Annotated in this window: 25 protein-coding genes and 1 tRNA gene; 10 read left to right on the top strand and 16 right to left on the bottom strand. The window is 74.5% G+C overall.

Annotated features, from left to right (window positions below):
• Positions 1 to 227: 227 nt before the first annotated feature.
• The 3 genes from AAG589_RS12050 to AAG589_RS12040 all read right to left on the bottom strand — a co-directional run bounded on the left by AAG589_RS12050 (position 228) and on the right by AAG589_RS12040 (position 1,711).
• Positions 228 to 431, bottom strand: coding sequence for a cold-shock protein (locus tag AAG589_RS12050; protein WP_416344544.1), 204 nt, complete (start codon positions 429 to 431; stop codon positions 228 to 230).
• Between the two features lie 142 nt (positions 432 to 573).
• On the bottom strand, positions 574 to 1,251 hold the full coding sequence (locus AAG589_RS12045) for a LytR C-terminal domain-containing protein (protein ID WP_430567489.1): 678 nt from the start codon (positions 1,249 to 1,251) through the stop codon (positions 574 to 576).
• A gap of 106 nt (positions 1,252 to 1,357) precedes the next feature.
• Positions 1,358 to 1,711, bottom strand: a complete 354-nt coding sequence (locus AAG589_RS12040; protein WP_430567488.1) for a DUF3263 domain-containing protein — start codon at positions 1,709 to 1,711, stop codon at positions 1,358 to 1,360.
• A gap of 270 nt (positions 1,712 to 1,981) precedes the next feature.
• Here AAG589_RS12040 and AAG589_RS12035 point away from each other — a divergent pair, with 270 nt between their 5' ends.
• Both AAG589_RS12035 and AAG589_RS12030 read left to right on the top strand, forming a co-directional pair.
• Positions 1,982 to 2,632, top strand: a complete 651-nt coding sequence (locus AAG589_RS12035; RefSeq protein WP_430568019.1) for a uracil-DNA glycosylase — start codon at positions 1,982 to 1,984, stop codon at positions 2,630 to 2,632.
• A 68-nt stretch (positions 2,633 to 2,700) separates the two neighbouring features.
• The gene (locus AAG589_RS12030; protein WP_446719733.1) at positions 2,701 to 3,597 is read left to right on the top strand and encodes an SGNH/GDSL hydrolase family protein; all 897 of its coding nucleotides are present in this window, start codon (positions 2,701 to 2,703) and stop codon (positions 3,595 to 3,597) included.
• Between the two features lie 171 nt (positions 3,598 to 3,768).
• On the opposite strand, the gene AAG589_RS12025 is transcribed toward AAG589_RS12030, so the two are convergent.
• The 3 genes from AAG589_RS12025 to AAG589_RS12015 all read right to left on the bottom strand — a co-directional run bounded on the left by AAG589_RS12025 (position 3,769) and on the right by AAG589_RS12015 (position 6,801).
• Positions 3,769 to 3,844, bottom strand: a tRNA-Thr gene (locus AAG589_RS12025).
• 60 nt (positions 3,845 to 3,904) lie between these two features.
• The gene (locus AAG589_RS12020; RefSeq protein WP_430567486.1) at positions 3,905 to 4,723 is read right to left on the bottom strand and encodes a DsbA family protein; all 819 of its coding nucleotides are present in this window, start codon (positions 4,721 to 4,723) and stop codon (positions 3,905 to 3,907) included.
• 95 nt (positions 4,724 to 4,818) lie between these two features.
• Positions 4,819 to 6,801, bottom strand: coding sequence for a serine/threonine-protein kinase (locus AAG589_RS12015; RefSeq protein WP_430567485.1), 1,983 nt, complete (start codon positions 6,799 to 6,801; stop codon positions 4,819 to 4,821).
• A gap of 223 nt (positions 6,802 to 7,024) precedes the next feature.
• Between AAG589_RS12015 and AAG589_RS12010 the strand changes: the two genes are divergently transcribed.
• The 4 genes from AAG589_RS12010 (at position 7,025) to AAG589_RS11995 (ending at position 12,224) form a co-directional block, all read left to right on the top strand.
• Entirely contained in the window at positions 7,025 to 8,545 is a 1,521-nt protein-coding gene (locus AAG589_RS12010) for an alpha,alpha-trehalose-phosphate synthase (UDP-forming) (RefSeq protein WP_446719732.1), read from the top strand.
• On the top strand, positions 8,542 to 9,411 hold the full coding sequence (gene otsB / locus AAG589_RS12005) for a trehalose-phosphatase (RefSeq protein ID WP_430567483.1): 870 nt from the start codon (positions 8,542 to 8,544) through the stop codon (positions 9,409 to 9,411). Before AAG589_RS12010 ends, otsB begins: the two co-directional genes overlap by 4 nt.
• A 227-nt stretch (positions 9,412 to 9,638) precedes the next feature.
• Positions 9,639 to 10,763: an ABC transporter ATP-binding protein gene (locus AAG589_RS12000; protein ID WP_430567482.1), complete on the top strand. Its 1,125-nt coding sequence runs from the start codon at positions 9,639 to 9,641 to the stop codon at positions 10,761 to 10,763.
• Between the two features lie 150 nt (positions 10,764 to 10,913).
• Positions 10,914 to 12,224, top strand: coding sequence for a DUF4032 domain-containing protein (locus AAG589_RS11995; protein WP_430567481.1), 1,311 nt, complete (start codon positions 10,914 to 10,916; stop codon positions 12,222 to 12,224).
• Positions 12,225 to 12,323: 99 nt separating this feature from the next.
• Here the strand turns inward: AAG589_RS11995 and rlmB are convergent, their stop codons facing one another.
• From rlmB to AAG589_RS11980, 3 genes are all read right to left on the bottom strand, one after another.
• Complete coding sequence (gene rlmB / locus AAG589_RS11990) at positions 12,324 to 13,316, bottom strand: 23S rRNA (guanosine(2251)-2'-O)-methyltransferase RlmB (protein ID WP_430567480.1); 993 nt, start codon at positions 13,314 to 13,316, stop codon at positions 12,324 to 12,326.
• Between the two features lie 68 nt (positions 13,317 to 13,384).
• Positions 13,385 to 14,809, bottom strand: coding sequence for a cysteine--tRNA ligase (gene cysS, locus AAG589_RS11985; RefSeq protein WP_430567479.1), 1,425 nt, complete (start codon positions 14,807 to 14,809; stop codon positions 13,385 to 13,387).
• A 58-nt stretch (positions 14,810 to 14,867) separates the two neighbouring features.
• A complete protein-coding gene (locus AAG589_RS11980; protein ID WP_430567478.1) occupies positions 14,868 to 16,067 on the bottom strand; it encodes an alanine racemase in 1,200 nt (399 codons plus the stop codon).
• A 187-nt stretch (positions 16,068 to 16,254) separates the two neighbouring features.
• Here AAG589_RS11980 and AAG589_RS11975 point away from each other — a divergent pair, with 187 nt between their 5' ends.
• Entirely contained in the window at positions 16,255 to 17,610 is a 1,356-nt protein-coding gene (locus tag AAG589_RS11975) for a D-arabinono-1,4-lactone oxidase (protein WP_446719744.1), read from the top strand.
• A gap of 91 nt (positions 17,611 to 17,701) precedes the next feature.
• On the opposite strand, the gene AAG589_RS11970 is transcribed toward AAG589_RS11975, so the two are convergent.
• Positions 17,702 to 18,805, bottom strand: a complete 1,104-nt coding sequence (locus tag AAG589_RS11970) for a sensor histidine kinase (protein ID WP_430567476.1) — start codon at positions 18,803 to 18,805, stop codon at positions 17,702 to 17,704.
• On the bottom strand, positions 18,798 to 19,502 hold the full coding sequence (locus AAG589_RS11965; RefSeq protein ID WP_430567475.1) for a response regulator transcription factor: 705 nt from the start codon (positions 19,500 to 19,502) through the stop codon (positions 18,798 to 18,800). Before AAG589_RS11965 ends, AAG589_RS11970 begins: the two co-directional genes overlap by 8 nt.
• An 87-nt stretch (positions 19,503 to 19,589) precedes the next feature.
• Here AAG589_RS11965 and AAG589_RS11960 point away from each other — a divergent pair, with 87 nt between their 5' ends.
• Positions 19,590 to 20,246, top strand: coding sequence for a D-alanyl-D-alanine carboxypeptidase family protein (locus tag AAG589_RS11960; protein ID WP_430567474.1), 657 nt, complete (start codon positions 19,590 to 19,592; stop codon positions 20,244 to 20,246).
• Positions 20,247 to 20,300: 54 nt separating this feature from the next.
• Here AAG589_RS11960 and ispF read toward each other — a convergent pair whose 3' ends face one another.
• The 3 genes from ispF to AAG589_RS11945 form a co-directional block, all read right to left on the bottom strand.
• Positions 20,301 to 20,798, bottom strand: coding sequence for a 2-C-methyl-D-erythritol 2,4-cyclodiphosphate synthase (gene ispF / locus AAG589_RS11955; RefSeq protein ID WP_430568018.1), 498 nt, complete (start codon positions 20,796 to 20,798; stop codon positions 20,301 to 20,303).
• A gap of 5 nt (positions 20,799 to 20,803) precedes the next feature.
• The gene (gene ispD / locus AAG589_RS11950; RefSeq protein ID WP_430567473.1) at positions 20,804 to 21,562 is read right to left on the bottom strand and encodes a 2-C-methyl-D-erythritol 4-phosphate cytidylyltransferase; all 759 of its coding nucleotides are present in this window, start codon (positions 21,560 to 21,562) and stop codon (positions 20,804 to 20,806) included.
• An 82-nt stretch (positions 21,563 to 21,644) separates the two neighbouring features.
• Entirely contained in the window at positions 21,645 to 22,127 is a 483-nt protein-coding gene (locus tag AAG589_RS11945; RefSeq protein ID WP_079570762.1) for a CarD family transcriptional regulator, read from the bottom strand.
• Between the two features lie 273 nt (positions 22,128 to 22,400).
• Between AAG589_RS11945 and AAG589_RS11940 the strand changes: the two genes are divergently transcribed.
• Positions 22,401 to 22,892, top strand: a complete 492-nt coding sequence (locus AAG589_RS11940; RefSeq protein WP_430567472.1) for a hypothetical protein — start codon at positions 22,401 to 22,403, stop codon at positions 22,890 to 22,892.
• Positions 22,893 to 22,965: 73 nt separating this feature from the next.
• On the opposite strand, the gene AAG589_RS11935 is transcribed toward AAG589_RS11940, so the two are convergent.
• A complete protein-coding gene (locus tag AAG589_RS11935; RefSeq protein WP_430567471.1) occupies positions 22,966 to 23,568 on the bottom strand; it encodes a TetR/AcrR family transcriptional regulator in 603 nt (200 codons plus the stop codon).
• A gap of 65 nt (positions 23,569 to 23,633) precedes the next feature.
• Between AAG589_RS11935 and AAG589_RS11930 the strand changes: the two genes are divergently transcribed.
• Positions 23,634 to 24,527: an oxidoreductase gene (locus tag AAG589_RS11930; protein ID WP_430567470.1), complete on the top strand. Its 894-nt coding sequence runs from the start codon at positions 23,634 to 23,636 to the stop codon at positions 24,525 to 24,527.
• Between the two features lie 10 nt (positions 24,528 to 24,537).
• On the opposite strand, the gene pstB is transcribed toward AAG589_RS11930, so the two are convergent.
• Positions 24,538 to 25,317, bottom strand: a complete 780-nt coding sequence (pstB, locus tag AAG589_RS11925; protein ID WP_430567469.1) for a phosphate ABC transporter ATP-binding protein PstB — start codon at positions 25,315 to 25,317, stop codon at positions 24,538 to 24,540.
• Positions 25,318 to 25,329 lie beyond the last annotated feature (12 nt).

Genomic DNA, 25,329 nt, shown 5'->3' with positions numbered 1-25,329 from the left:
GAATGCTTCACCCGCGGCCCAGGAGAACGCCGTCCCGAGGGGCGGCTGTCACTCGCAGGCCGAGAGTGCTAAGCCATTATTGGCACTCTCGGGTGGCGAGTGCAAGACGTTCGCCGAGGGCGTGCAACGCTCGCCGCGCGGCCCGGGGACGACGAAGGCCGGCACCCGCACGCGTCCCTGCGCGCTGGGTGCCGGCCTTCGCGGCGCGACCTGTGGTGCGACCGAGGTCAGAGGGGGCGGACCTGCTCGGCCTGCGGACCCTTCTGCCCCTGCCCGACCTCGAACTCGACGCCCTGGCCCTCGTCCAGGGTGCGGTACCCGTCGGTCTGGATGGCGCTGTAGTGGACGAACAGGTCCTGCCCGCCCGCGGTCGGGGTGATGAACCCGTACCCCTTCTCCGCGTTGAACCACTTGACGGTGCCCTGGGCCATGTACCTCTCCTTGTGCTACTCGGCCGCAGGGCAGGCACCCCACGGTGAACGGGAGCCTAGTAGCGGCGGTCGCGCCAAGGGAAGCACCGATGTCCGGAATGTCGGCATCCGAGATGCCGGCGTACCGGCGGCGGGTCGACGGTCAGCCCACGGGCGTCTTGAGGACCACCCAGACGGCCTGCTCGCTGGCGGTGACGTCGTCGGACTGCTGCACGTTCGCCGGGTCGACGCCGAGCGCCTCGGCGACGGCGCTGGCGGTGTCCGCGCGGTCCGCGCCGTACAGGACCGTGGTGGCCTCGTACGAGCCCTTCATCTCCTCGGAGGCGTCCTCGGCGGCCACGTCGGTGAATCCCTCGGCCGCCAGCGCACTCTGCCCCGCGGCGGCCTGACCGGTCGCGCTGCCGTCCGTGATGGCGTTGTAGACCGCGACGGCCGCCTCGAGGTTCGCCGCCCCCGGGTCGCCGGGCAGCTCGGTCGCCTCGCCGGAGGCGTCGTCGCTGGGCTCGTCGGAGGGCTCGTCGCTCGCCTCGTCGTCGGCCGGGGCCTCGTCGCCGCCGGCGTCGGCGGAGGCGGAGGCGTCCGGCTCGTCGGCGCCCGCGCCCGCGGACTGCTCGGCCGCGGGGGGCGCGGAGGGCTTGCCGTCGTCGGAGAGGAAGGAGACGATGCCGACGGCGAGGCCGCCGCACACGACGACGATCAGCAGGAACGGCCACACCGAGCTCCACCCGCTGCGCGGCTCGCGATGCACACCGACCGGCGTGCCCTCGGGCCCGCGGACGTCGAACTCGTCGGGCGGGTAGGAGTAATGGCTCTTGCTCACGGCGGACAGGTTAGCCGTTTCGGGCGCCCGCCCGTCCAGGCCGCTCTCAGCAAGCCGCTGGCCTGCCGGTCCACCCAGGTCGCGGGGGCGTCGTCGGGCCCGGTCGTCAGCCCTGCCCGTCGGAGAGGCGCCGCGCCGACCGAGCGCGCTGGCGTGTGGAGCGCATCCGCCGCAGCCGCTTCACGAGCATCGGGTCGTGGGCGAGCGCCGCGGGCGAGTCGATGAGGGCGTTCAGCACCTGGTAGTAGCGCGTGGCGGACAGGCCGAACAGCTCGCGCACCGCCTGCTCCTTCGCCCCGGCGTACTTCCACCACTGCCGCTCGAAGGCGAGGATCTCGCGGTCGCGGTCGGAGAGGTCGCCGTCCGCCGGCGCCGCGGTCGGTGCCGCGGACGACCCGGTCGCCGTCGTGCCCGACGCCTCCGGGTCCGGTTGGACCTGCTGGACCAGGATCTCGCTCATGGCGTCCCAGTATGGCGCGTCCCCGCACCCGTCCCGACGACGTCGCCCCGCGCGCCGCGATCCCGCGACCTGTCAGGACCACGCGAAGGTTCCTGCGCTCGTGGCCCTGACAACTCTGGGGGTGCTGGACTTGTCCGGGCCAGGACCATCGGAACGCGCTCGTGGCCCTGACAGGTCGCCGGGTGGGTGCGCTAGCGTCGCCGCGTGGACACCCCGACGACGACCACCCCCGGCACGACGACGCAGCCACGGCCGCCGCTCGACCAGGTCATGGCGCCCGACTGGGCCGCCGCCCTGGCCCACGTCGAGCCGCAGATCCACGCGATGGGCGACTTCCTGCGCGCCGAGGTCGCCGCGGGCCGCACCTACCTGCCCGACGGTCAGCACATCTTCGCGGCGTTCTCCCGCCCGCTCGCCGACGTGCGCGTGCTCGTCGTCGGGCAGGACCCCTACCCCACGCCCGGGCACCCGATGGGGCTGTCGTTCTCCGTGCAGCCGGACGTCCGTCCGGTCCCCAAGTCGCTCGTGAACATCTACACCGAGCTCGCGGAGGACGTCGGCGTGCCGACGCCGTCGAACGGCGACCTGCGCCCCTGGGCCGACCAGGGCGTCATGCTGCTCAACCGGGTGCTCACCGTGCGGCCCGGCACCCCGGCGTCGCACCGCGGCAAGGGGTGGGAGCAGGTCACCGAGGCCGCGATCAAGGCGCTCGTGGCCCGCGGCGGCCCGCTCGTCGCGATCCTGTGGGGCCGCGACGCCGCGTCGCTGAAGCCGTGGCTCGGCGACGTCCCGACCGTCGAGAGCGCCCATCCCAGCCCGCTGTCCGCGTACCGCGGCTTCTTCGGGTCGCGCCCGTTCTCCCGCGTCAACGCGCTGCTCGAGGCGCAGGGCGGCGCCCCGGTGGACTGGCGCCTCGCCTGACGACGACGCACGACGACGCACGGTCCGACGTCGTCGCCCCGAGCGCCCACCGCGGTGCGAGGAGCACAATGGCGGACGTGACCACGCAGGACTCCACCCCGACCCCTGACGGCACGACCCCCGGCGCCGCCCCCGACTCCGCTCCCCCGTGGGCGCGCTACGTCGCGATCGGCGACTCGTTCACCGAGGGCCTGTGGGACCCGTACCCGTTCGACGACGGCAGCCCGGCCCCCGCCGGTACGGAGTCGGAGGCGAAGCAGCGCGGCTGGGCGGACCGCCTCGCCGACGCGCTCTCCGCCCGCCGCACGGCGACCGGCCTCGCGCCGCTGGAGTATGCGAACCTCGCCATCCGCGGCCGGCTGCTGCGCCACATCCTGGCCGAGCAGGTGGACGTGGCTCTGGCGATGCAGCCGGACCTCGTCTCGTTCGTCGGCGGCGGCAACGACATCCTGCGCCCGCAGGCCGACGTCGACGTGCTGTCGGCGCAGCTCGAGGAAGGCGTCGCGAAGCTGCGGGGCGCGGGCGTGGACGTGCTGCTCGGCACCGGGTTCAAGGCCGGCGGCGGCCTGAGCTGGACCCGCGGCCGCGTGGGCCAGTACAACTCGAACATCTGGTCCATCGCGCACAAGCACGGGGCGCACGTGCTGGACCTGTGGGGCCTCGACCCGCTGTTCGACCTGCGCATGTGGGCCGACGACCGCATCCACCTCACCCCGGAGGGCCACCGCCGCATCGCCGACGCCGCGCTGGTCGGCCTCGGCCTCGAGCCCGACGACGCCGACTATGCCGTCGCGCTCGACCCGCTGCCCCCGCAGGCGTTCGTCGAGCGGGCCCGCGCCAACACGCAGTGGGCGCGCACGCACGTCGTCCCGTGGGTGCAGCGCCGCATCAAGCACACCTCCAGCGGCGACGGCCGCGCACCGAAGTGGGCGGAGCCCGCGAACTGGCCGCCGACCGCCGAGTGAGCCTGTCGAAACCCGACCACCGCTGGTCGAGCCTGTCGAGCCCCCACCGCCGGTTGAGCCTGTCGAAACCCGACCACCGCTGGTTGAGCCTGTCGAAACCCGGCCACCGCTGGTTGAGCCTGTCGAAACCCGGTACCTGGGTCTCGACATGCTCGACCAGCGGTTCGGTGATGGAGCCGCCTGTCGGATTCGAACCGACGACCTTCCGTTTACAAGACGGGAGCTCTACCAGCTGAGCTAAGGCGGCGGGAGCGCGGCACAGCCTACCGGGAGGCCGGAAGGCCGTGCCGCGCCGCGGTGACGAGCGTCAGCTGCCCGCGGCGGCCGTGACGGCCTGCTGCAGCGCGGTCGGGTCGTTCCAGTTCTGCACGACCTTGTCGCCCACCAGGACGTACGGCGTGCCGGTGAAGCCGTCGTCCTTCTGGATCTCCAGCGTGGCCGAGTGGACGAACTGCCCGAAGGTCGTGCGGGCGGTGCCGTCCTCGATCGCCTTCGCCACGTCGGCGGGCGCGCCGGCGTCCTCGGCGTACGACGCGAGCTGCTCGTCCGTGAGGCCCGGCGTGTTCTCCTTCGGCTGGTTGGTGAACAGCGCCGCGTGGAAGGCGGGGAACGCCTCCGGGGCCTTGTCCGCGACGTACGCGGCCGCCGCGCCGGAGCGCGTCGAGTACTCGGTGCCCTGCGAGGCGTTGTCGAGGATCGAGATCGGGTGGTAGACGACCGTCGCGTCGCCGCCCGCGACCATCTGGTCGATGCTGTCGGCGTTGACCTGCTCGAACTGGCCGCACACCGGGCACATGTAGTCGAGGTAGACGTCGATGACGGGGGCGTCGGCGTTCTCGGTGCCGGCCGCGCCGTCCTTGCCGACGGGGATGCCGCCGTCGTCCTGCGCCGTCGACGGCATCGTCACGTCCGCCAGGGGGACGTCGTCGACGTTCTTCTTCGCGCCCTGCTGCAGGATCACCCAGACCACGACGCCGAGGGCGACGAGCGCGACGGCGAGCACCGACAGGGTGATGATCCGGTTGCGCCGGTCGCGCGCCTGTTCCTTCTCGCGCAGCGCCAGCGCCTCGGCACGCGCGGCCTCGCGACGCTGCGCCTTGGTCATGTTCGGGTTGTTCGTCGGCATCGTGTCCTCGAGGATCGCGGGAGGGCGGGGCGGCGCGACAGCGCCGGACGGGGCGTAAGCCTACCCAAGCCGCCTGGGAGGACGCCGGGAGAGCGTCAGAGAATCTGTGGCGGTCCGCTGATCGGCCACCACTCGATCGTGGGGTCGGACAGCACGGGCGCGACGAGGAGCACGGTCAGCACCAGGCAGACGCCGACGACGACGGCGGCGCCGATGCGGCCCGGGGCGATCTTGCCCAGGATGATGCGGCCGCCCTCGCGCGCGGTGCCGCCTGCCGGGCCGAACCACGTGGCCAGGAGCGCGATGATCATCACCCCCGCCAGGACGCCGTTGAACACGATGTCCTCGTTCATCCCGCCCTGGGACCGCGCCTCCAGGTCATCGCGGGGCAGCACGATGAGGTGCCCCGCGCCGAACAGCCACCAGCCGGCCAGCAGCGTCAGCAGCCCGGCGCACGCGCCGACCAGCACGGCGGGGATCGACCCGAGGACCCCGAGGAACGCGTGCCACGGGAACAGCAGCGTGCCGACGAACCCGTCGGAGCGGCGGACGCCCTTGTGCTCGCGGCGGGTGTGCAGCCGGTCGCCGGACGTCGCGACCGCGCGGCACACCAGGACGAGCACGACGAGCGCGCCGAAGCCGATGAGCGGGCGCGTGGCGGCGAGGGCGACCAGCGGCAGCGCGACGGCGACGGCGGTGCCCGTCCGCCGCCGGTGCACCGGGCGCTCGTACGGGCCCGGGGGCTCGGGCGGCAGCTCCTCGACCAGCTGGTCGTAGCCCTTGTAGCGAACGTCGCCGACGGGGATGGCGCGGGTGCCGCCGTCCTGCGCCTGCAGCCGGTCGCGCTCCAGCGCGGTCATCGTCTGCGTGGGGTCGTCGGCGTCGGCCGGCGTGGCGGGCACCGGCGCGGTGGGCCGGTCCGGCGCGACGGGCGGCGGGGGCGGCGGTGTGCCCGGTCCGGTGCCCGGGGCGATGGGGACGGCGCCCGTCGGGGGGTACGACGCCGGGGCCGCGGCGGCGGCGACGACCTGCGTGGGCAGCGCCACGTGCTGCGTCTCGGCGGACTGCGCGATGCGCTGCGTGGCGTCCGGCGAGGCCCAGGGGTCGGGCGCGCCGCCCAGCGCGTCGTCGAGGTCCCGGCGCAGGGCGGTCGCCACCTCGGTGGGCCCCCACCGCCGCGCGGGGTCGGCCTGGAGCGCGCCCGCGAGCGCCCGGGCGGTGCGCGGCGGCAGGCCGACGAGGTCGGGACGCCCCTCCCGGGAGCGGCGCAGCACGAGCTCGGTGGGCCGCACGCCGAACGGGGAGCGGCCGGTGGCGGCGAACGACAGCAGCGCGGCCCAGCTCCACCAGTCGGTCTCCGCGACGGGCGCGCCGCCGTCGAGCAGCTCGGGGGCGATGTAGCCGGGCGTGCCCATGACGAACCCCGCGGACGTGGTCCGGGTGTCGCCCGGGCCCTGCGCGATGCCGAAGTCGATGAGCACCGGCCCCTGCGCGGTGATCATCACGTTGGAGGGCTTGAGGTCGCGGTGCACCACGCCCGCGTCGTGCACGGCCTCGAGGGCGGCGGCGAGCTGGTCGGCGAGGGAGAAGACGTCGGCGGCGTCCAGCGGGCCGCGCTCGTCCACCTCCTCCTCGAGGGTGACGCCGTCCACCAGCTCGGTGACGACGAACGCGTACGGGCCCTCCAGCTCGGCGTCGAGCACCTGCGCGACCGCGGGGTGCCGCAGCCGCTGCAGCGCCGCGGCCTCGCGCCGCAGCCGCTCGCGGCCCGCCGGGTCGGCGTCGACGTGCGCGTGCAGCACCTTGAGCGCCACCCGTCCGCCGCCGCCGTCGACCGCCTCGTAGACGGCGCCCATCGCGCCGCTCCCGAGCGGCCGGACCACGGTGTACCCGCCGACCTCCGCGCCCTCGGCGAGGCCGCCGTCGCGCACGGTCCGGCCCGCGCGCGCCGCGCGACCCTCCTGCGCGGCGCCGTCGTCGTGGCCCGCGCTCTCGTGTCCTGCGCTCTCGCGCGCGGCCGACGGCGGGCCCGGCACCGGGGTCCGCCCCGGGACCTGCATCGCGTCGACCTCGCCCATGGCCCACACCGTAGTCGTCCGGGCCCCCCGCGGCGCGCCGTGCCGCGCGGGTCCGGGGCAGGTCACGGGCAGGTCGCGCGCAGGTTCGCGTCAGGTGCGGGGCAGGTCCGGAGCAGGTCCGGGCCAGGTGGCGGGCAGGTGCGGGACGAGGCCGCCGAGGGTGACGTCCGTCGCCTTCCGGGGCGAGGCCGATGCCGCGTCGGTACCCTGTCCGGGGAGGACGATGTCCTCCGGAGTCCTTGGCGGAGTCCTCACAGCACTCGTGGAGAGAGGTCCCTTGACAGGCAAAGGTTCGTCAAGCAGCCATCGTCGGAAGGGCGACGGGTACGACCTCGTCGTCGTCGCCAACCGGCTCCCCGTCGACTTCACGGTCGACGCCGACGGCGGGGTGGACTGGCACCGCTCCCCCGGCGGCCTCGTGACCGCCCTCGAGCCGGTGATGCGCGAGGCGGACGGCGCGTGGGTCGGCTGGTCCGGCGCGCCCGACCTCGAGCACGAGCCCTTCGAGGCCGACGGCATGCTGCTGGTGCCGGTCGCCCTCAGCCAGGGCGACATCGAGCGGTACTACGAGGGGTTCTCCAACGACACCCTGTGGCCGCTGTACCACGACGTCATCTCGCCTCCGACGTACCACCGGCAGTGGTGGGACGCGTACCGCCGGGTCAACCGCCGCTTCGCCGAGGCCGCGGCCGCGCAGGCGGCCCAGAACGCCGTCGTGTGGGTGCACGACTACCAGCTCCAGCTGGTGCCGAAGATGCTCCGCGAGCTGCGCCCCGACCTGCGGATCGGCTTCTTCGACCACATCCCGTTCCCCGCGGTCGAGCTGTTCCAGCAGCTGCCCTGGCGCACGCAGATCGTGGAAGGCCTGCTCGGCGCCGACCTCATCGGCTTCCAGCGCGGCGGCGACGCCTCCAACTTCGTGCGCTCCGTGCGGCGGCTCACCAAGCACACCACCCGCGGGCCGATCATCACGGTCGCGGAGGAGGACGGCCGCCCCGCGCGGCACGTGCGCGCCGCGGCGTTCCCGATCTCGATCGACTCCCACCACTTCGACGCGCTGGCCCGCGAGCCCGAGGTGCAGGCCCGTGCCAAGGAGATCCGCGCCGACCTCGGCGACCCGAAGATCATGATGCTCGGCGTCGACCGCCTCGACTACACCAAGGGCATCCGGCACCGCATCAAGGCGTACGGCGAGCTGCTGCAGGACGGCCGCCTCGACGTCGAGCACTGCACGCTGGTGCAGGTCGCGAGCCCGAGCCGCGAGAACGTGGGCGCCTACCAGGAGCTGCGCGAGCACGTCGAGGGGCTCGTGGGCCGCATCAACGGCGAGTTCGGCGAGCTCGGTCACTCGGCCATCCACTACCTGCACCACTCCTACCCGCCCGACGAGATGGCCGCGCTCTACCTCGCGGCCGACGTCATGCTCGTGACCTCGCTGCGCGACGGCATGAACCTGGTGGCGAAGGAGTACGTCGCGGCGCGCTCGGACGAGCAGGGGGTGCTCGTGCTCAGCGAGTTCACCGGCGCCGCCGACGAGCTCGCGCCCGGGCCGCTGCTGGTCAACCCGCACGACATCGACGGGATGAAGGACACCATCGTCGCCGCGGCGAACATGCCCCTGCGCGAGCAGCGGCGCCGCATGCGCCGGCTGCGCCGCAAGGTGATGGCCGACGACGTCGCGAAGTGGTCCGAGACGTTCCTCGGCGTGCTGACCGCCATGCCGCCCCGGACGAGCCACGGGTGAACGGGCAGCAGGTGACCGGGCCCGTGCCCGGCGGGGACGAGGCGGCCGCGGCCGCGGTGCTCGCGTTCGCCGGCCCGCCGGACCGGTCGACGCCGCGGGTCGTGCGGCTCGTGGCGCTCGACTTCGACGGGACGCTCGCGCCGCTGGTCGACGACCCGTCCGCCTCGACGATGACGCCGGCCGCGCGCGCGGCCGTGGACCGCCTCGCCGCGCTCGCCGCCCGCCCCTCGCACGACGGCGACGAGCTGCGGCTCGCGCTCGTGTCCGGCCGCAACCTCACCGACCTGGCCGCCCGGTCCGCCGCCCCGGCCGGCACGTACCTGGTCGGGAGCCACGGCGCGGAGACCGGTCGGGTCACCCCGCACGGGGTCGACGCGGTGCCCCTGCGCCTCACGGACGCCCAGGCCGACGCCCTGGAGCGGCTCCGCGAGGGGCTGCAGGACGCCGTCGACGGGCGCCGCGGCGCGTGGGTGCAGGACAAGCCGAGCGCCGCCGTCCTGCACACCCGGCGGTGCGACGCCGACGACGCGCGCGCCGCCGCGGCCGACGCCGACGCGGTGGCGGCCCGCCTCGGCCTGCACGCCATGCACGGCAAGGACGTGGTCGAGATCGCCGTCGTCGCCACGTCCAAGGGCATCGCCGTCGAGCGGCTGCGCGCGGGGCTCGAGGAGGGCGACGAGCGCGCCCGGGCGCTCGTGCTGTACGCCGGCGACGACACCACCGACGAGGCCGCGTTCGAGGTGCTCGGCCCGGACGACCTGGGCGTCAAGGTCGGCCCCGGGCCCACCAGGGCGACCGAGCGCGTGGCGGACGCCGACGCGCTGGCCGCCCTCCTGGAACGCCTCGCGGACGCGCTCGAGCGCTGACGGACAGCCCTTTCCGAGCCTCGGCGAGGCCCTGACCTGGGCTGTGTCAGAACTCACGCCCGGGGCATGTACGATCATCCCGGCGCACCGATCCGAGGCCGTCCGGCCGCGGGTCCCGGAGCACCGGACAACAGAATGTGTCACCGCCGACACGCCAGCGTGAAAGCAACGGCACCCACCCACAACGGATCGTCCGGCACGTACCTGCCGGTGGAGGGACTGCAACCATGGCAACGGTCACTTTCGACCACGCGACGCGCGTCTACCCGGGCACGGAGCGCCCGGCCGTCGACCAGCTCAACCTGCACGTCGAGGACGGCGAGTTCCTCGTCCTCGTCGGCCCCTCGGGCTGCGGAAAGTCCACCTCGCTGCGCATGCTCGCCGGCCTGGAGGACGTGAACGGCGGCAGCATCCTCATCGGCGACCGCGACGTCACGGACGTCCAGCCGAAGGACCGCGACATCGCGATGGTGTTCCAGAACTACGCGCTGTACCCCCACATGTCGGTGGCGGACAACATGGGCTTCGCGCTGAAGATCGCCGGCACCCCCAAGGCCGAGATCCGCCAGCGTGTCGAGGAGGCCGCCAAGATCCTCGACCTCACCGAGTACCTCGACCGCAAGCCGAAGGCGCTCTCCGGTGGTCAGCGCCAGCGCGTCGCCATGGGCCGCGCGATCGTGCGCCAGCCGCAGGTGTTCCTCATGGACGAGCCGCTGTCGAACCTCGACGCCAAGCTCCGCGTCCAGACCCGTACGCAGATCGCGTCGCTGCAGCGCCGCCTCGGCGTCACGACCGTCTACGTGACGCACGACCAGACCGAGGCCCTCACCATGGGCGACCGCATCGCGGTGCTCAAGGGCGGCCTGCTGCAGCAGGTCGGCACGCCGCGCGAGATGTACGACACCCCGGCCAACGTCTTCGTCGCGGGCTTCATCGGCTCGCCGGCCATGAACATCGCCACGTTCAAGGTCGACAACGGCGTGGCCCACGTGGGCGCCGCCCGCGTGCCGCTCGAGCGGTCGACCGTGGAGCAGCTCACGGACGCCGACGGCGGCAAGATCACCATCGGCTTCCGTCCCGAGGCGCTCGACGTGGTCCCGGAGGGCACCGAGAACGCGATGCCCGTGGCCGTCAACCTCGTCGAGGAGCTCGGCTCGGACGCCTTCGTCTACGGCACGCTCGTCGGCCCCGCCGCCGAGGAGGCCGAGGTCCGCTCGGGCGCCGGCGACAACCAGGTGATCGTGCGCATCGACCCGCGCAACGTCCCCATGAAGGGCGACACGATCCACGTGACGATCAAGCCGGGCCAGTCGCACCTCTTCTCGGCCGCGACGGGCAACCGCCTCAACTGAGTCACCGCACCACCGAGGGGCGGGTCCGGCTGCTGCCGGGCCCGCCCCTCGTCGCGTACCCTGACGGGTCGGAGAGCGTTGTGGGTGGGCTCGTGGCCCTCCCACGGCTCGCACGGGGGCCACGAGCCCACCCACAACGTATGGAGCGACGTGGAACAGCTGCAGATCACCTCGGCGACGCCGGACTCCGCGCTGCTCGACCTGCCGTGGCGCACCCCGCTGGCCGACTGGCCGGCGGACGTGCTCGCCGCGCTCCCCCGCGGCATCTCGCGGCACGTGGTGCGCTTCGTCCGCCTCGGCGGGCGGGTGCTCGCGATCAAGGAGATCAGCGAGGCGGTCGCGTTCCGCGAGTACGACCTGCTGCGCCAGCTGCGCAAGCTCGAGATCCCGGCGGTGCGCCCGGTGGGCGTCGTCACGGGCCGCCGGGACGACGACGGCGAGCCGCTCGAGGCGGCGCTCGTCACCGAGCACCTCGCCTTCTCGCTGCCCTACCGGGCCGTGTTCAGCCAGGCCCTGCGCCCCGACACCGCAGCGCGGCTCATCGACGCGCTCGCCGTCCTGCTCGTCCGGGTGCACCTGGTCGGGTTCTACTGGGGCGACGTCTCGCTGTCGAACACGCTGTTCCGGCGCGACGCCCACCAGTTCGCCGCGTACCTCGTGGACGCCGAGACCGGCGACCTGCACCGCGAGCTGTCCCGGGGGCAGCGGGAGTACGACGTCGACCTGGCCCGGACCAACATCATCGGCGAGCTCATGGACCTCGCCGCGGGCGAGCTGCTCGACGAGGAGGTGGACGAGCTCGCCATCGGCGACGCCCTCGTCTCCCGGTACGCGGAGCTGTGGGAGGCGCTCACCGGGGTCGAGTCGTTCGGCTCCGACGAGCGCTGGCGGGTCGCGGCGCGCATCGACCGGCTCAACGACCTGGGCTTCGACGTCGGCGAGCTGTCGATCACCACGGACATCGACGGCACCACGGTGCGCATCCAGCCGCAGGTGGTCGACGCCGGCCACCACTCCCGGCGCCTGTTCCGCCTCACGGGGCTCGACGTCCAGGACAACCAGGCCCGCCGGCTGCTCAACGACCTCGACTCCTACGTGGCCGCCACGGACCGCCAGGAGGACGACCCGCAGATGGTCGCGCACGACTGGTCGCAGAACGTCTTCCAGCCGACCATCCGCGCCGTCCCGCGCGACCTGCGCCGCAAGCTGGAGCCCGCGCAGCTGTTCCACGAGATCCTCGACCACCGCTGGTTCATCTCCGAGCAGGCGGGGCGCGACATCCCCATGCCCGAGGCCACGGTGTCCTACGTGGAGCACGTGCTGCGCCACCGCCGGGACGAGAAGGCGATCCTCGGTCTGCCCCCGGGCGAGCCGGACCGCGAGGGCGACGTCGACATCGTCGACATGGACTCCGGCCCCGACGCCGCCCCGGAGGACGACCACTTCCACCTCTCCACCTGAGCCGAGGTAGTTCGAAGCCCCGCCAGGTAGTTCGAAGCCCCGCGAGGTAGTGGTCTGGACCACTACCTCGCGGGGCTTCGAACTACCTCGGCGTGCGGGCTACTGCTCGGCGGCGGAACGGGCCTGGGCGACCTCGTAGAGCGTGATCCCCGCGGCGACGCCGGCGTTGAGCGACTCGACGTCGGAGGAGATGGGGATGGACGCGACGGCGTCGCACGTCTCGCGCACGAGGCGGGAGAGCCCGTGGCCCTCGGAGCCGACGACGAGCACCAGCGGGTCGGTGGCGAACGCAAGGTCGCGGACGCTGGTGTCGCCGCCGGCGTCCAGCCCGACGACGAACACGCCCGACTTCTTGAGGTCGGCGAGGGTGCGCGACAGGTTGGTCACCTTGGCGACGGGCACGCGGGCCGCCGCGCCGGCGGACACCTTCCACGCGGACGCCGTGACGCCGGCCGAGCGGCGCGACGGGACGACGACGCCGTGCGCGCCGAACGCCCCGGCGGACCGGAGCACGGCGCCCAGGTTGCGGGGGTCCGTCACGCCGTCGAGCGCGACGATCAGCGGGGGCTGCCCCGCCGCCGCGGCGGCGTCGAGCAGGTCCTCGATGTCGGCGTAGTCGTACGGCGGCACCTGCGCGGCGACGCCCTGGTGCACCGAGCCCTCGGTGAGGTGGTCCAGCTCGGTGCGGCTCACCTCGAGCAGCTGCACGGACCGGGTCGAGGCCAGCTCGAGGATCTCGCGCGTGCGGTCGTCGTGGTCGATGCGCGCGGCAAGGTGCACGGCTGTGACCGGCACGTCCGTGCGCAGGGCCTCGAGCACGGCGTTGCGGCCCGCGACCACCTCGGCGCCGCCCGTGGGCCGGCGGGTGCCGCGCACGACACCCTTGCTCGCGCCCTTCTGGGACTGCGCGGCCTGCCGCTTCTCGGCCGCCACCTTGCGCTTGTGCGCCGGGTGGTACGTGCGGTCCTCGGCCTTCGGCGTCGGGCCCTTGCCCTCGAGCGCCTTGCGGCTGTGCCCGCCGGTACCGACCTGCGCGCCCTTCTTGCTGCCGGCCTTGCGGACGGCGCCGGGGCGCCGGGTGTTGCCTGCCATGGTGTCTCTTCTCTCAGCGTCGGTCGAGCCTGTCGAGATCTGGTGTCGACAGCCTCAACCAGCGAATGTCAGTCGGTCAGCGTCCAGCGGGCGCCGTCGGCGGAGTCCTGCACGACGACGCCGGCGGCCGCGAGGCGGTCGCGGATGGCGTCGCTGGTGGCCCAGTCCTTGGCCGCCCGGGCGGCGACGCGTGCGTCGAGCTCCGCGGCGACGAGCGACTCCAGCGCGGTGCGCGCGGTCGAGTCGTCGGCGCCGGAGGCCCACTGCGGGTCGAGGGGGTCGAGGCCCAGGACGTCGAGCATGCCGCGCAGGGCGACGAGCTCGGCGCGCGCCGCGGCGTCGTCGCGCGACGCCAGGGCGCTGTTGCCGGCCCGCAGGTGCTCGTGCACGACGGCGAGCGCGGCGGGCACGTTGAGGTCGTCGTCCATCGCCTCGACGAACCCGGCCGGGAGCTCGGCCTTCGCCACCTCCTCGGCGGGCACCCCGCCGACGCGCTCCGTGGCGCGCTCCACGAAGCCGGACAGGCGCTCCCAGGTGGTCCGCGCCTCGTCGAGGGTGTCGGGCGACCACTCGAGCATCGACCGGTACTGCACGGCCGCGAGCGCGTAGCGGATCACGGGCGCGGGCGCCTGCGCGAGCAGCTCGGTCACGAGGAGCCCGTTGCCGAGCGACTTGCTCATCTTGACGCCCTGCTGCGTCACCCAGGCGCAGTGCATCCACCGCTGCGCGAAGCCGTACCCGGCGGCGCGCGACTGCGCCTGCTCGTTCTCGTGGTGCGGGAACCGCAGGTCGAGGCCGCCGCCGTGGATGTCGAACGTGTCGCCCAGGTAGCGGCGCGCCATGGCGGAGCACTCCAGGTGCCAGCCCGGCCGACCGCGGCCGAACGCCGTTTCCCAGGACGCCGTCTCGGGCTCGCCCGGCTTGGGCGCCTTCCACAGCGCGAAGTCGTGCGGGTCCCGCTTGGCGGACGCGGCGGTGTCGTCCCCGGTCGGCTCGGGGTTGAGGTCCTCGAGCCGCTGCTTCGTCAGCTCGCCGTAGGCGGGCCAGGACCGCACGTCGAACCAGACGTCGCCGGCGCCCGTCGTGTACGCGTGCCCGCGGTCGACGAGGCGCTGCATCAGCTCCGCCATGTCGGGCACGTGGCCGGTGGCGCGCGGCTCGTACGTGGGCGGCAGGACGCCGAGCGCGTCGTAGGCGCGCGTGAACATCCGCTCGTGCGTGGCGGCGTGCGCCCACCACTCGACTCCGGCCGCCGAGGCCTTGGCGAGGATCTTGTCGTCGATGTCGGTGACGTTGCGGATCAGCGTGACCCGCAGCCCCGAACGCTCCAGCCAGCGGCGCAGCACGTCGAACGCGATGACGGGGCGGAGGTGGCCGATGTGGGGCGGGGCCTGCACGGTGGCGCCACACAGGTAGATACCGACCTCACCCGGGTTCAGGGGGACGAAGTCGCGCAGGTCGCGCGTCGCGGTGTCGTACAGGCGCAGGCTCACCGGTCCAGGGTACCGGCCGGCCCCTCAGCCCGAGCCGCACGTCGTCCGAGGCTGCGCCTCAGCCGAAGGTGCGTCCCTCGCCGCGGTAGGTGGGGACCGTCTCGACGACCTCGTCGCCGCGCACCAGGTGGACGGCGTCGAAGCGCTCCATGAGCTCGCCCGCCTTGGCGTGCCGCAGCCAGACGCGGTCCCCGACGGCGAGCGGCGGCGCGCCGCGGCGCCGGCGCAGCGGCGTCATCACCTCGCCGGCACCCTCGGTGCCGGTGAGCGACCAGCCGGGCGTCGCGACCCGCGGCAGCCGCGAGCGCCCCGCGGGGCCGGACGCCACGTACCCGCCGCCGAACGCCGTCGCCCACCCCGCGGCGGGCACCCGCACGACGTCCAGCCCGAAGAAGGCGGAGGGCCGCGGGTCGAAGGCGCGGTAGCCGTCGAACAGCCCGGGCACGAACAGCCCGGAGCCCGCGGTCACCTCGGTGACGGTCGGCCCCGCCGACGACGTCTCGAGCGAGCCCGTGCCGCCGGAGTTCACCAGCTCCACGCCCCGCCCGACGGCGGCGCGCACGGCCTCGACGACGGCCGTTCGGCGGCCGTACAGCTCCGCCACGGACAGCCGCTTGACGACCCGCACGGCGGGGTTGGTGTCCGGCAGGCCGGCCACCTGCGCCTCGTAGAACATGAGCCCGCGCAGGCGGGCGCCGGGCAGCGCCTCGACACGACGCGCGAGGGCGGCGGCGTCCTCCGGGGTGCGCACCGGCGAGCGGCGCGTGCCCAGGTGCAGGTGCAGCGGCCCGGCGTCGAGCCGCAGCGACGCGTCGACGTCCAGGCAGACCGCGACGTCGGGCAGGTCCCCCGTCCCGGCGGGCATGGCCGCGGACCGCAGGGCGGCGTCCAGCAGCGCGAGCTGGGCGGCGTCGTCGACCATGAGCGTGACCTCGCGCCGCGCGCGGACGTCGGCCGCGAGCCGCGCGAGCGCGTCCCGGTCCACGGTGGGGTAGCCGACGAGGACGTCGCGCACCCCCTCCTGCACGAGCCACAGGGCCTCGGCCAGGGAGAACGCCATGACGCCCTGGAACCCGGCGTCGAGCGCGCGGCCGACGAGCGAGCGCACGCGCACCGACTTGCTGGCGACGCGGACGGGCACGCCCCGGGCCCGGCGTCGCAGGTCCGCGGCGTTGGCGTCGAAGGCGTCGAGGTCGACCACGGCCACGGGAGCCGGCAGGTGCGCGGTGGCGCGGGCCAGCCGCTCCGTCTGGGTCATGACCGCACGCTACACCGGCCGCGGGCGTCGTCGGACGGCCCCACCGGGGCGATCTCGCGGGTCGTCCGACGTGCCGCACGATCCACCCGGAGGGGGATCCGCGGCACGCGCCCGCCGTGGCAGAGTGTGCCGCGTGACCTCGAGCACCGTCGCCCGCACACCGGCCTCCACCTCCCCCGACGCCCCGCTGCGCACCTGGGGCGGCACGCACTCGTGGCAGCCCGCGCGCCGCGTCGCGCCGCGCGACGAGGGCGAGTTGGGCGCGGTCGTCGCGGGGGCCGCCACGGACGGGCTGCGGGTGCGCGCGATGGGCGCCGGCCACTCCTTCACCGCCGCGGCGGTGACCGACGGGGTCCACCTGAGCCTGGACCACCTAAGCGGGATCGAGGCGGTGGCGCCGCAGCCCGACGGCACCTCGCTCGTCACGGTGCGGGCCGGCACCCGGCTGCACGACCTCAACCGCCTGCTGGCCGCGCTCGGGCTGGCGATGCGCAACCTCGGCGACATCGACCGGCAGTCGGTCGCGGGGGCGATCTCGACGGGCACGCACGGCACCGGGGCGCGGCTGGGCGGGCTGGCGACTCAGGTGCGCGGCGTCCGCCTGGTCGGGGCCGACGGCGCGGTCCGGTCGGCGTCGGACGCCGCGGCCGACGGCAGCCCCGAGCGGGAGCTGTTCGAGCTGGCCCGGCTCGGCCTCGGCACCGCGGGCGTGCTGTCCGCCGTCACCCTCGAGGTCGTGCCCGCGTTCTGGCTGCGCGCCCAGGAGGAGCCGTGGCCGCTCGACCGCGTGCTGGAGGGCCTCGACGAGTACGTGGACGGCAACGACCACGCGGAGTTCTACTGGTTCCCCGGCACGCGCCGGGCGCTGACGAAGCGCAACAACCGGGCGACGGCGGACGAGGTCGAGGAGTGGGCCGCCGCCCGCGCGGGCACCCGCGGGGCGCTGCGCACGGCCGGCGCCCGAGCGCGCACGCTGCTCGACGAGGAGGTGCTGTCCAACGGCGCCTTCGAGGTGGTGAACCGCGTCGCGTTCGCCGCCCCCGGCCTCGTCCCCCGCCTCAACGCGGTGAGCGCGCGGGCGCTGGGCGCCAAGACGTACCTGGCGCCGTCGGCCGACGTCTTCGTCACCCGCCGCCGCGTGCGGTTCGTCGAGATGGAGTACGCCCTGCCGCGCGCCGCGCTGCGCGGCGTGCTCGACGAGCTCGACGCCTGGCTGCGCGCGTCCGGGGAGCCGGTCCCCTTCCCGGTCGAGGTGCGCTTCGCCGCAGCCGACGACGTCTGGCTCTCGACGGCGCACGGCCGCGAGACCGCGTACGTCGCGGTGCACCAGTACGCGCCCATGCCGTACCAGCGGTACTTCAGCGCGGCCGAGCAGATCTTCGCCGCCGCGGGCGGGCGGCCGCACTGGGGCAAGATGCACACGCGGACGGCAGAGCACCTGGCCGACCACTACCCGCTGGCCGACGTCGCCCGCGTGCGCGCCGCCGTCGACCCCGACGGCGTCTTCCGCAACGACTACACCGACACCGTCCTCGCCGGTTGAGCCTGTCGAAACCCGGTCCCCCGCTGGTTGAGCTTGTCGAAACCTCACCGGGTTTCGACGAGCTCAACCAGCGAGAGGGGTATCGACAGGCTCAACCAGCGGCGGCGGGCAGCCGCACCGTCACGCGCAGGCCGCCGTCGCCCAGCGCGGCGAGCGCCACCGTGCCGTGGTGCGCCTCGGCGATGCTCCGCACGATGGCCAGGCCGAGCCCGACGCCCGCGTGCTCGCCGCGGGTGCGCCCGCCGCCGCGCTGGAAGGGCTCGACGAGGGTCGGCACGACGCGCGGGTCGAGCGGCTCCCCCGTGTTCTCGACCGTGAGCACGACGTCGTCACCGCGGACGCCGGTGTCCACCCGCACCGTGCCGCCCGCCGGCAGGTTGTGCACGATCGCGTTGTGCACGAGGTTCGTGGCGAGCTGCAGCAGCAGCGCGTGCGACCCGAGCGCGGGGGCGGCGCTGCCCCCGACCCGCACGTCGACGGCCCGCGCGTCCGCGAGCGGCAGCAGCGTCTCGGCGGCCTCCTCCGCGAGCAGGGACAGGTCGACGCGCTCCAGGGTGAACGCCCCGCGGTCGGCCCGGCTGAGCAGCAGCAGCGCCTCGGTGAGGTCGATGGCGCGCGCGTTCACGGCGTGCAGGCGGTCGAGCACCTCGGCGGTGTCGCGGTCCGGGTCCTGCCGGGCCACCTCGAGCATCGCCTGCGTGATCGCGAGCGGCGTGCGCAGCTCGTGGGAGGCGTTGGCCGCGAACCGTTGCTGCTCCGCGACCTGCGCCTCCAGCCGCGCCAGCATGGTGTCGAAGGCGTCGGCGAGCTCGCGGAACTCGTCCTGACGCCCCGGCATCCGGACCCGGTGCGAGAGCGACCCGGCCGCCGCCCGGCGGGTGGCGGCGGTGATCCGGTCCAGCGGCGCGAGCATCCGCCCGGCGAGGAACCACCCGCCCACCAGGCCGAACACGAGGAGGAAGGCGAGCGCCCACGCCACCCGGGGCGCGAACGCCCGCTCGAGGTCGGACCGGTTGGGGACGAACTGCCCGGGCCCTGGACGGGACGGCGCGACGTCGACGACCACGGACTCGGGCACGTACCGCAGCAGGAACACCCACACCACCGCGAGCAGCAGGGCGCCGGCCACCATGAGGAAGGCGGCGTAGCTGAGCGTGAGCTTGAGACGGACGCTCGGCCCGGGCGACCTAGCCACGCCGCCCGCCGTCGCGCTCGGGCCCGCCGCCCGCCGGGCCCGTGTCGATCCGGTAGCCCACGCCGGGCACGGTGGCGATCGCCCAGGGCTCGCCGAGCCGCTTGCGCAGGGCCGAGACGGTGATCCGCACGGCGTTGGTGAAGGGGTCGGCGTTCTCGTCCCACGCCCGCTCCAGCAGCTCCTCGGCGCTGACGACGCCGCCCTCGGCGGCGACCAGCACCTCCAGCACCGCGAACTGCTTGCGGGTGAGCGCCACGTAGCGCCCGTCCCGGTAGACCTCGCGGCGGAACGGGTCCACGCGCAGCCCGGCGACCTCGCGCACCGGCGGCCGGCTGTGCGCGCGCCGCCGGTCGAGCGCGCGCAGGCGCAGCACGAGCTCGCGCATCGCGAACGGCTTGGTGAGGTAGTCGTCGGCCCCGAGCTCGAAGCCGGTGGCCTTGTCGTCCAGGCGGTCCGCGGCCGTGAGCATGAGGATCGGCGTGCCGACCCCGGAGGCGACGATGCTCGCGGCCACCTCGTCGCCCGACGGGCCGGGGATGTCGCGGTCGAGCACCGCGATGTCGTACGAGTTCACGCCCAGCAGCTCGAGCGCGGCGTCGCCGTCCCCGGCCACGTCGGCCGCGATCGCCTCGAGGCGCAGCCCGTCGCGGACGGCCTGGGCCAGGTACGGCTCGTCCTCGACGATCAGCACGCGCATGCCCTCGATGCTACGGAGCGGCACCTATCGTCCGCGTATCGAGGACCGCATACGCCCGGGCAACACCGCCCCCGCTCGACTGGAGCCATGCTCCACCACCGACACGACCTCGCCCGGGTGCCGTCGACCGTCCGCCGGTCCAGGGCCCTCACCGCCCTCGTCGCGTTCGTCGCCCTGGCGGCCTGCCTCTCCGCCTGCCAGGCGTCGTCGCCCCCGCCCGCGACGACGACGGTGGCGCCCGCGACGTCTCCCGGGGACCGTCCCGGCGCCGAGGGACGGGGCGCGCGTGAGGGCGAGGCCGCCGGCCACGTCCCCGACGGCACCACCGTGCTCGACGACGACCTCCCCGCGCTGGCGAACCTCGATCCCGCGCTCCTCGCCGCCCTGCAGGCGGCCGCGGCCGACGCCGCGCGGGACGGGGTGACGTTCTTCGTCAACAGCGCCTGGCGCTCGGCCGAGTACCAGGACCAGCTGCTGCGCGAGGCGGTCGCCCAGTACGGCTCGGCCGCCGAGGCGGCCCGCTGGGTGGCCACCGCCGACACGTCGTCGCACGTGTCCGGCGATGCCGTCGACCTGCAGCAGACGGGCGGCAGCCAGTGGGTGGCGGAGCACGGCGCCGCGTACGGGCTGTGCCGGGTCTACGCGAACGAGCCGTGGCACGTCGAGCTGCGCCCGGACGCCGCCGACCGGGGCTGCCCGGAGCCGTACGACGACCCGTCGCAGGACCCGCGGCTGCAGCAGTGAGGGACCGGGTCTCGACAGGCGCGACCAGCGGCGACGCACCGGGCTTCGGCAGGCTCAACCAGCGGCGACGGCGACCACGAGGGCCGTGGCGATCGCCGCCACGCCCTCGCCGCGGCCGGTGAGTCCCAGTCCGTCGGTCGTGGTGGCGCTCAGCGAGACGGGCGCGCCGGCCGCGGCGGTGAGCGCCGCCTCGGCCTCCGCCCGCCGCGGGCCGACCTTGGGCCGGTTGCCGATCACCTGCACCGCGACGTTCCCGATCTCGAAGCCCGCCGCCCGCACGCGCCGGGCGGCCTCCGCGAGCAGGACCGTGCCGGCCGCGCCGGCCCACTCGGGCTCGCTGGTGCCGAAGTGGGTGCCCAGGTCGCCGATGCCCGCGGCGGAGAACAGGGCGTCGGCCGCGGCGTGCGCCGCCACGTCGGCGTCGGAGTGCCCCGCGAGCGGCCGCTCCCCCGGCCAGCGCAGGCCGCCCAGCCACAGCTCGCGGTCGGAGCCCTCGGGGGCGTAGGCGTGCACGTCGACCCCGAGGCCGGTGCGGGGCAGCCCCGGGGGCAGCGCGGTCACGACTCCTCCTCCAGCAGCAGCGAGGCCACCTGCAGGTCGCGCTCCGTGGTGATCTTCATGGCCGCCTCCTCGCCCGTCACGACCCAGGCGGTCTCGCCGAGCGCCTCGACGAGCCCGGCGTCGTCCGTCGCCGCCAGCCCCTCGGCCGCCGCACGGGCCGCGCCCTGGGCGTGCGCGCGCTCCAGGAGCGCGCGGTCGAAGCCCTGCGGCGTCTGCACGGCGCGCAGCAGCGCACGGTCCGGGGTCTCGACGACGCGCTCGACGGTGGGGCCTGTCGACACGCGGTGCGAGGTCTCGACAGGCTCGACCGCCAAGGGCGGCGCGACCCGCTTCACCGTGTCCGTGACGGGCAGCCCGGGGACGACGGCGCCGTGGCCCGCCCGGACGGCGTCGACGACGCGGCGCACGAGGCGCGGCGGCGCGAGCGGGCGCGCGGCGTCGTGCACGAGCACCACGTCGTCGTCCGGACCGGCGAGCGCGAGCCCCGCGGCGACGGACGCCTGCCGGGTGGCGCCGCCCACGACGACGCGGACCGGCACGTCCACGTGCGGGTCCTGCGCGACGACGTCGCGCACCGCCGCGTCGAGCCCGGCGGGGCACGTGACGACCAGCGTGTCGACGACGCCCGAGGCGGCGAGGCGGCGGGCGGCGTGGACCACCAGGGGGAAGCCCGCCAGGGCGACCAGGGCCTTCGGGAGGTCCCGACCGAGGCGGGTGCCCGACCCCGCGGCGGTGAGGATCGCGAGCGTCGTCACGGCGTCACGGTACCGGAACGACGACGGCGACCCGCGGCCTGGGCCGCGGGTCGCCGTCGTGCAGCGCTGGTGACAGGGTGCCTCAGGACGCGAGGACCTCGTCGATGATGGCGCCGGCCTTCTCCTCGTCGACGCCCTCGGCGAGCGCGACCTCCGACTCGAGGATCTGGCGAGCCTTGGCGAGCATGCGCTTCTCGCCGGCCGAGAGGCCACGGTCCGCGTCACGGCGCGACAGGTCGCGCACGACCTCGCCGACCTTGATCACGTCGCCGGACGCGAGCTTCTCGAGGTTCGCCTTGTACCGGCGCGACCAGTTGGTCGGTTCCTCCGTATAGGGCGCGCGCAGCACCTCGAAGACGCGGTCCAGCCCCTGCTGGTCCACCACGTCGCGCACGCCGACGAGGTCGACGTTCTCCGCCGGGACCTCGATCGTCAGGTCGCCCTGGGCAACCTTGAGCTTGAGGTACATCTTCTCCTCGCCACGGATCTTGCGCGTCTTGATCTCCTCGATCAGCGCGGCGCCGTGATGCGGGTAGACAACCGTCTCGCCTACTGTGAACGTCATCTGCAGATGTCCCCTTTCCCAGTCGACGATCTTATCACGGGGACACCGACGCCCTGGGGGCCCTCGCCTCCTCCGCGCCCGTGTGACGCACCCGTTTCCGCAGGTCAGAGGCCTGGAAGCGCGCTCACGACGCCAGCACACGTCGGGCATCGTTAGGATGTCGGCGGGCCCTCTGCAGGCCCGCTCCTCCCGCGCTCGCCGCGGGTGGATCCTGATGTCCCGCGCCCGCGCGGCCTCCCGCGCCCGCGAGCCGACGCCTTCGAAGGAGAGCTCGTGTCCCGCTCCGCCCGCCCCGCACGCCTCGTCGCCGCCGCCAGCGTCATGGCGGGCGCCCTGCTGCTGGCCGCCTGCTCCCCCACGATCACCACCAAGCCCTACGCCCCGTCCGACGGCGCGCGGGTGAACCTCACCGACCAGGTGCGCGGCATCAACCTCATGGTCGTCTCCGAGGGCGAGGGCGAGCCCGGCGCGGTGCTCGGCGCGCTCGCGAACCGCTCGGCCGAGGACGTCGACTTCGTGCTCACCGCCGACGGCGCCGAGCCGATCTCGCTCACCGTGCCCGCCGGCCAGACCGTCTACCTGAGCGCCGACCAGGAGGGCGACCAGGCCGTCGACGCGCAGATCGGCTCGGTGACCACCCACCCGGGCGGCGACCTCGACGCCACGCTCTCCGGCGCCGGCGCGGAGGAGGACTTCTTCCTGCCCGTCATGGACGGCACGCTGCCCGAGTACCAGGCCTGGGTGCCGAGCACCACGGGCGCCTGACCGGCACGACGAAGGGGCGGGCTGCAGCAGCTGCTGCAGCCCGCCCCTTCGTCGTCCGCGCCCGTGGGCGCCGTCAGCGCGGGCCCGCGCCGCGCAGGAACTGGTCGACCGCGGCCTCGACGAGCCCGTCCCGGCGTTCCGCCTCGACGACGCCGCCGTTGATGAACGAGGCGATGCCCTGCAGGGTCGCGAGCAGTACGAGCGCGGTCCGGTCGAGGTCGTCCGTGACCAGGAGACCCTCGTCCCGCCCCTGGACGACCAGCTCCTGCAGCAGGCCGAACGGCTCGGCCGCCGCCGCGAGGATCCGGTCCGCGCCGGGGCGGTGCTTGCCGGCGTACATCACCTCGAGCAGCGAGGCGCTCTCGGTGGCGAACCGCGCGTACGCGTTCGCGGCGGCGTGCAGCCGCGGTTCGAACTCGTCGGCGACCCCGTCAAGGGCGGCGCGCAGCTCCCGGTCGAGGCGGGCGAAGCCGGACTCCGCGAGGGCGTCGAGCAGGGCCTGCCGGTCCACGAAGTGCCGCCGGGGCGCCCCGTGGCTGACGCCGACCTCCCGCGCCAGGTCGCGCAGGGAGAGGCGATCGGGGCCGACCTCCCGCAGCCGCCGCTCGGCGGCGTCCAGCAGCGCCGCCCGCAGGCTGCCGTGGTGGTAGGGGCGCTCGGCGACGGACTCTGGCACCCCGCGAGCCTAGCCCGACGATGTAGCCGTTGACCACTTGGTAGACAGTGGCTACTTTGTAGTCCATGACCACTTTCTCGCTCGCCCAGATCCCCGACCAGACCGGCCGGACGGCCGTCGTCACCGGCGCGACCAGCGGCATCGGCCGGGTCACCGCCCAGGCCCTCGCCACCCGCGGCGCGCGCGTGGTGCTCGCCGTCCGCGACGTCGACAAGGGCCGCGCCGCGGCCGCCGCGATGCCCGGCGACGTCGTCGTCCGCCGCCTCGACCTCGCGGACCTCGCCTCCGTCCGCGCGTTCGCCGCGGACCTCGCCGAGCCGGTCGACCTGCTCGTCAACAACGCCGGCGTGATGGTGCCGCCGCTCACCCGCACCGCGGACGGCTTCGAGCTGCAGCTCGGCACGAACCACCTGGGCCACTTCGCGCTCACCAACCTGCTGCTGCCCCGCGTCCGCGGCCGCGTCGTCACCGTCTCCTCGAGCGCGCACCGGTTCGGCGCGATCGACGTCGACGACCTGAACTGGGAGCGCCGCCGCTACCGCCCGATGGCGGCGTACGGGCAGTCGAAGCTCGCCAACCTGCTGTTCACGGCGGAGCTCCAGCGCCGCCTCGCGGCGGCGGGCTCACCCGTGATCGCCGTCGCCGCCCATCCCGGCATGGCTGCGACCCACCTGCTGAGCGAGCGCCGCGGCGCGGGGCACCTCATGCACCGCGTGTCCGTCCCCTTCGCCCAGCCCGCGGAGGACGGCGCCCTGCCCACCCTGTACGCGGCCGTCGGCGACGTCCCGGGCGACAGCTACGCCGGGCCGAGCGGGTTCCTCGAGGGCCGCGGCGCGCCGACCCTCGTCGGGCGGTCCGCACGGGCCCGGGACGCCGCCGTCGCCCGACGCCTGTGGGACGTCTCCACCTCGCTCACCGGCGTGACGTTCCCGGCGGACCTCGCCGGGGCGGCGCATTGAGCGGGGCGACTCACCCGAAGCGGCCGGACACGTAGTCCTCGGTGGCCTGCTCGGCGGGCGTGGAGAAGATCGTCGAAGTCTCGTTCATCTCGATCAGCCGGCCCGGCTTGCCCGTGCCGGCGATGTTGAAGAACGCCGTGCGGTCGCTGACTCGCGCCGCCTGCTGCATGTTGTGGGTCACGATGACGATCGTGTAGTCCTGCTTCAGCTCGCCGATGAGGTCCTCGATCGCGAGGGTCGAGATCGGGTCGAGCGCGGAGCACGGCTCGTCCATGAGCAGCACCTGCGGCTTCACCGCGATGGCCCGTGCGATGCACAGGCGCTGCTGCTGCCCGCCGGACAGGCCGGAGCCGGGCCGGTCGAGGCGGTCCTTGACCTCGTTCCACAGGTTCGCCCCGCGCAGCGAGGCCTCGACGAGCTCCTCGGCGGCGGACTTGCTGATCCGGCGGTTGTTGAGCTTCACGCCCGCGAGCACGTTGTCGCGGATCGACATCGTGGGGAACGGGTTGGGCCGCTGGAAGACCATCCCCACGTTGCGCCGGACGGCGACCGGGTCGATGTCGTCGCCGTACAGGTCGACGCCCTCCATCGCCACGGTGCCCTCCACGCGGGCGCCGGGGATCACCTCGTGCATCCGGTTGAGCGTGCGCAGGAAGGTCGACTTGCCGCACCCGGACGGGCCGATGAACGCGGTCACCGACTTCGGGTCGATCGTCATCGACACGTCCTGCACGGCGAGGAAGTCGCCGTAGTAGATGTTGAGGTCCTTCACGTCGATGCGCTGTGCCATCGTCTCGTCTCT

The organism is Isoptericola sp. F-RaC21 (genome assembly GCF_038593535.1).
Classification (GTDB): Bacteria; Actinomycetota; Actinomycetes; order Actinomycetales; family Cellulomonadaceae; genus Isoptericola.
The sequence above is the reverse complement of the archived record's forward strand: the minus strand, read 5'-3'. Positions and strand labels throughout refer to the sequence as shown.

Bases quoted from the DNA above. Each gene is read 5' to 3' on its own strand.
- AAG589_RS12050 (WP_416344544.1), bottom strand. From the start codon at position 431: ATGGCCCAGGGCACCGTCAAGTGGTTCAACGCGGAGAAGGGGTACGGG.
- AAG589_RS12040 (WP_430567488.1), bottom strand. From the start codon at position 1,711: ATGAGCGAGATCCTGGTCCAGCAGGTCCAACCGGACCCGGAGGCGTCG.
- AAG589_RS12035 (WP_430568019.1), top strand. From the start codon at position 1,982: ATGGCGCCCGACTGGGCCGCCGCCCTGGCCCACGTCGAGCCGCAGATC.
- AAG589_RS12030 (WP_446719733.1), top strand. From the start codon at position 2,701: ATGGCGGACGTGACCACGCAGGACTCCACCCCGACCCCTGACGGCACG.
- AAG589_RS12020 (WP_430567486.1), bottom strand. From the start codon at position 4,723: ATGCCGACGAACAACCCGAACATGACCAAGGCGCAGCGTCGCGAGGCC.
- AAG589_RS12015 (WP_430567485.1), bottom strand. From the start codon at position 6,801: ATGGGCGAGGTCGACGCGATGCAGGTCCCGGGGCGGACCCCGGTGCCG.
- AAG589_RS12010 (WP_446719732.1), top strand. From the start codon at position 7,025: ATGTCCTCCGGAGTCCTTGGCGGAGTCCTCACAGCACTCGTGGAGAGA.
- AAG589_RS12000 (WP_430567482.1), top strand. From the start codon at position 9,639: ATGGCAACGGTCACTTTCGACCACGCGACGCGCGTCTACCCGGGCACG.
- rlmB (WP_430567480.1), bottom strand. From the start codon at position 13,316: ATGGCAGGCAACACCCGGCGCCCCGGCGCCGTCCGCAAGGCCGGCAGC.
- AAG589_RS11980 (WP_430567478.1), bottom strand. From the start codon at position 16,067: ATGACCCAGACGGAGCGGCTGGCCCGCGCCACCGCGCACCTGCCGGCT.
- AAG589_RS11965 (WP_430567475.1), bottom strand. From the start codon at position 19,502: ATGCGCGTGCTGATCGTCGAGGACGAGCCGTACCTGGCCCAGGCCGTC.
- AAG589_RS11960 (WP_430567474.1), top strand. From the start codon at position 19,590: ATGCTCCACCACCGACACGACCTCGCCCGGGTGCCGTCGACCGTCCGC.
- AAG589_RS11945 (WP_079570762.1), bottom strand. From the start codon at position 22,127: ATGACGTTCACAGTAGGCGAGACGGTTGTCTACCCGCATCACGGCGCC.
- AAG589_RS11930 (WP_430567470.1), top strand. From the start codon at position 23,634: ATGACCACTTTCTCGCTCGCCCAGATCCCCGACCAGACCGGCCGGACG.
- pstB (WP_430567469.1), bottom strand. From the start codon at position 25,317: ATGGCACAGCGCATCGACGTGAAGGACCTCAACATCTACTACGGCGAC.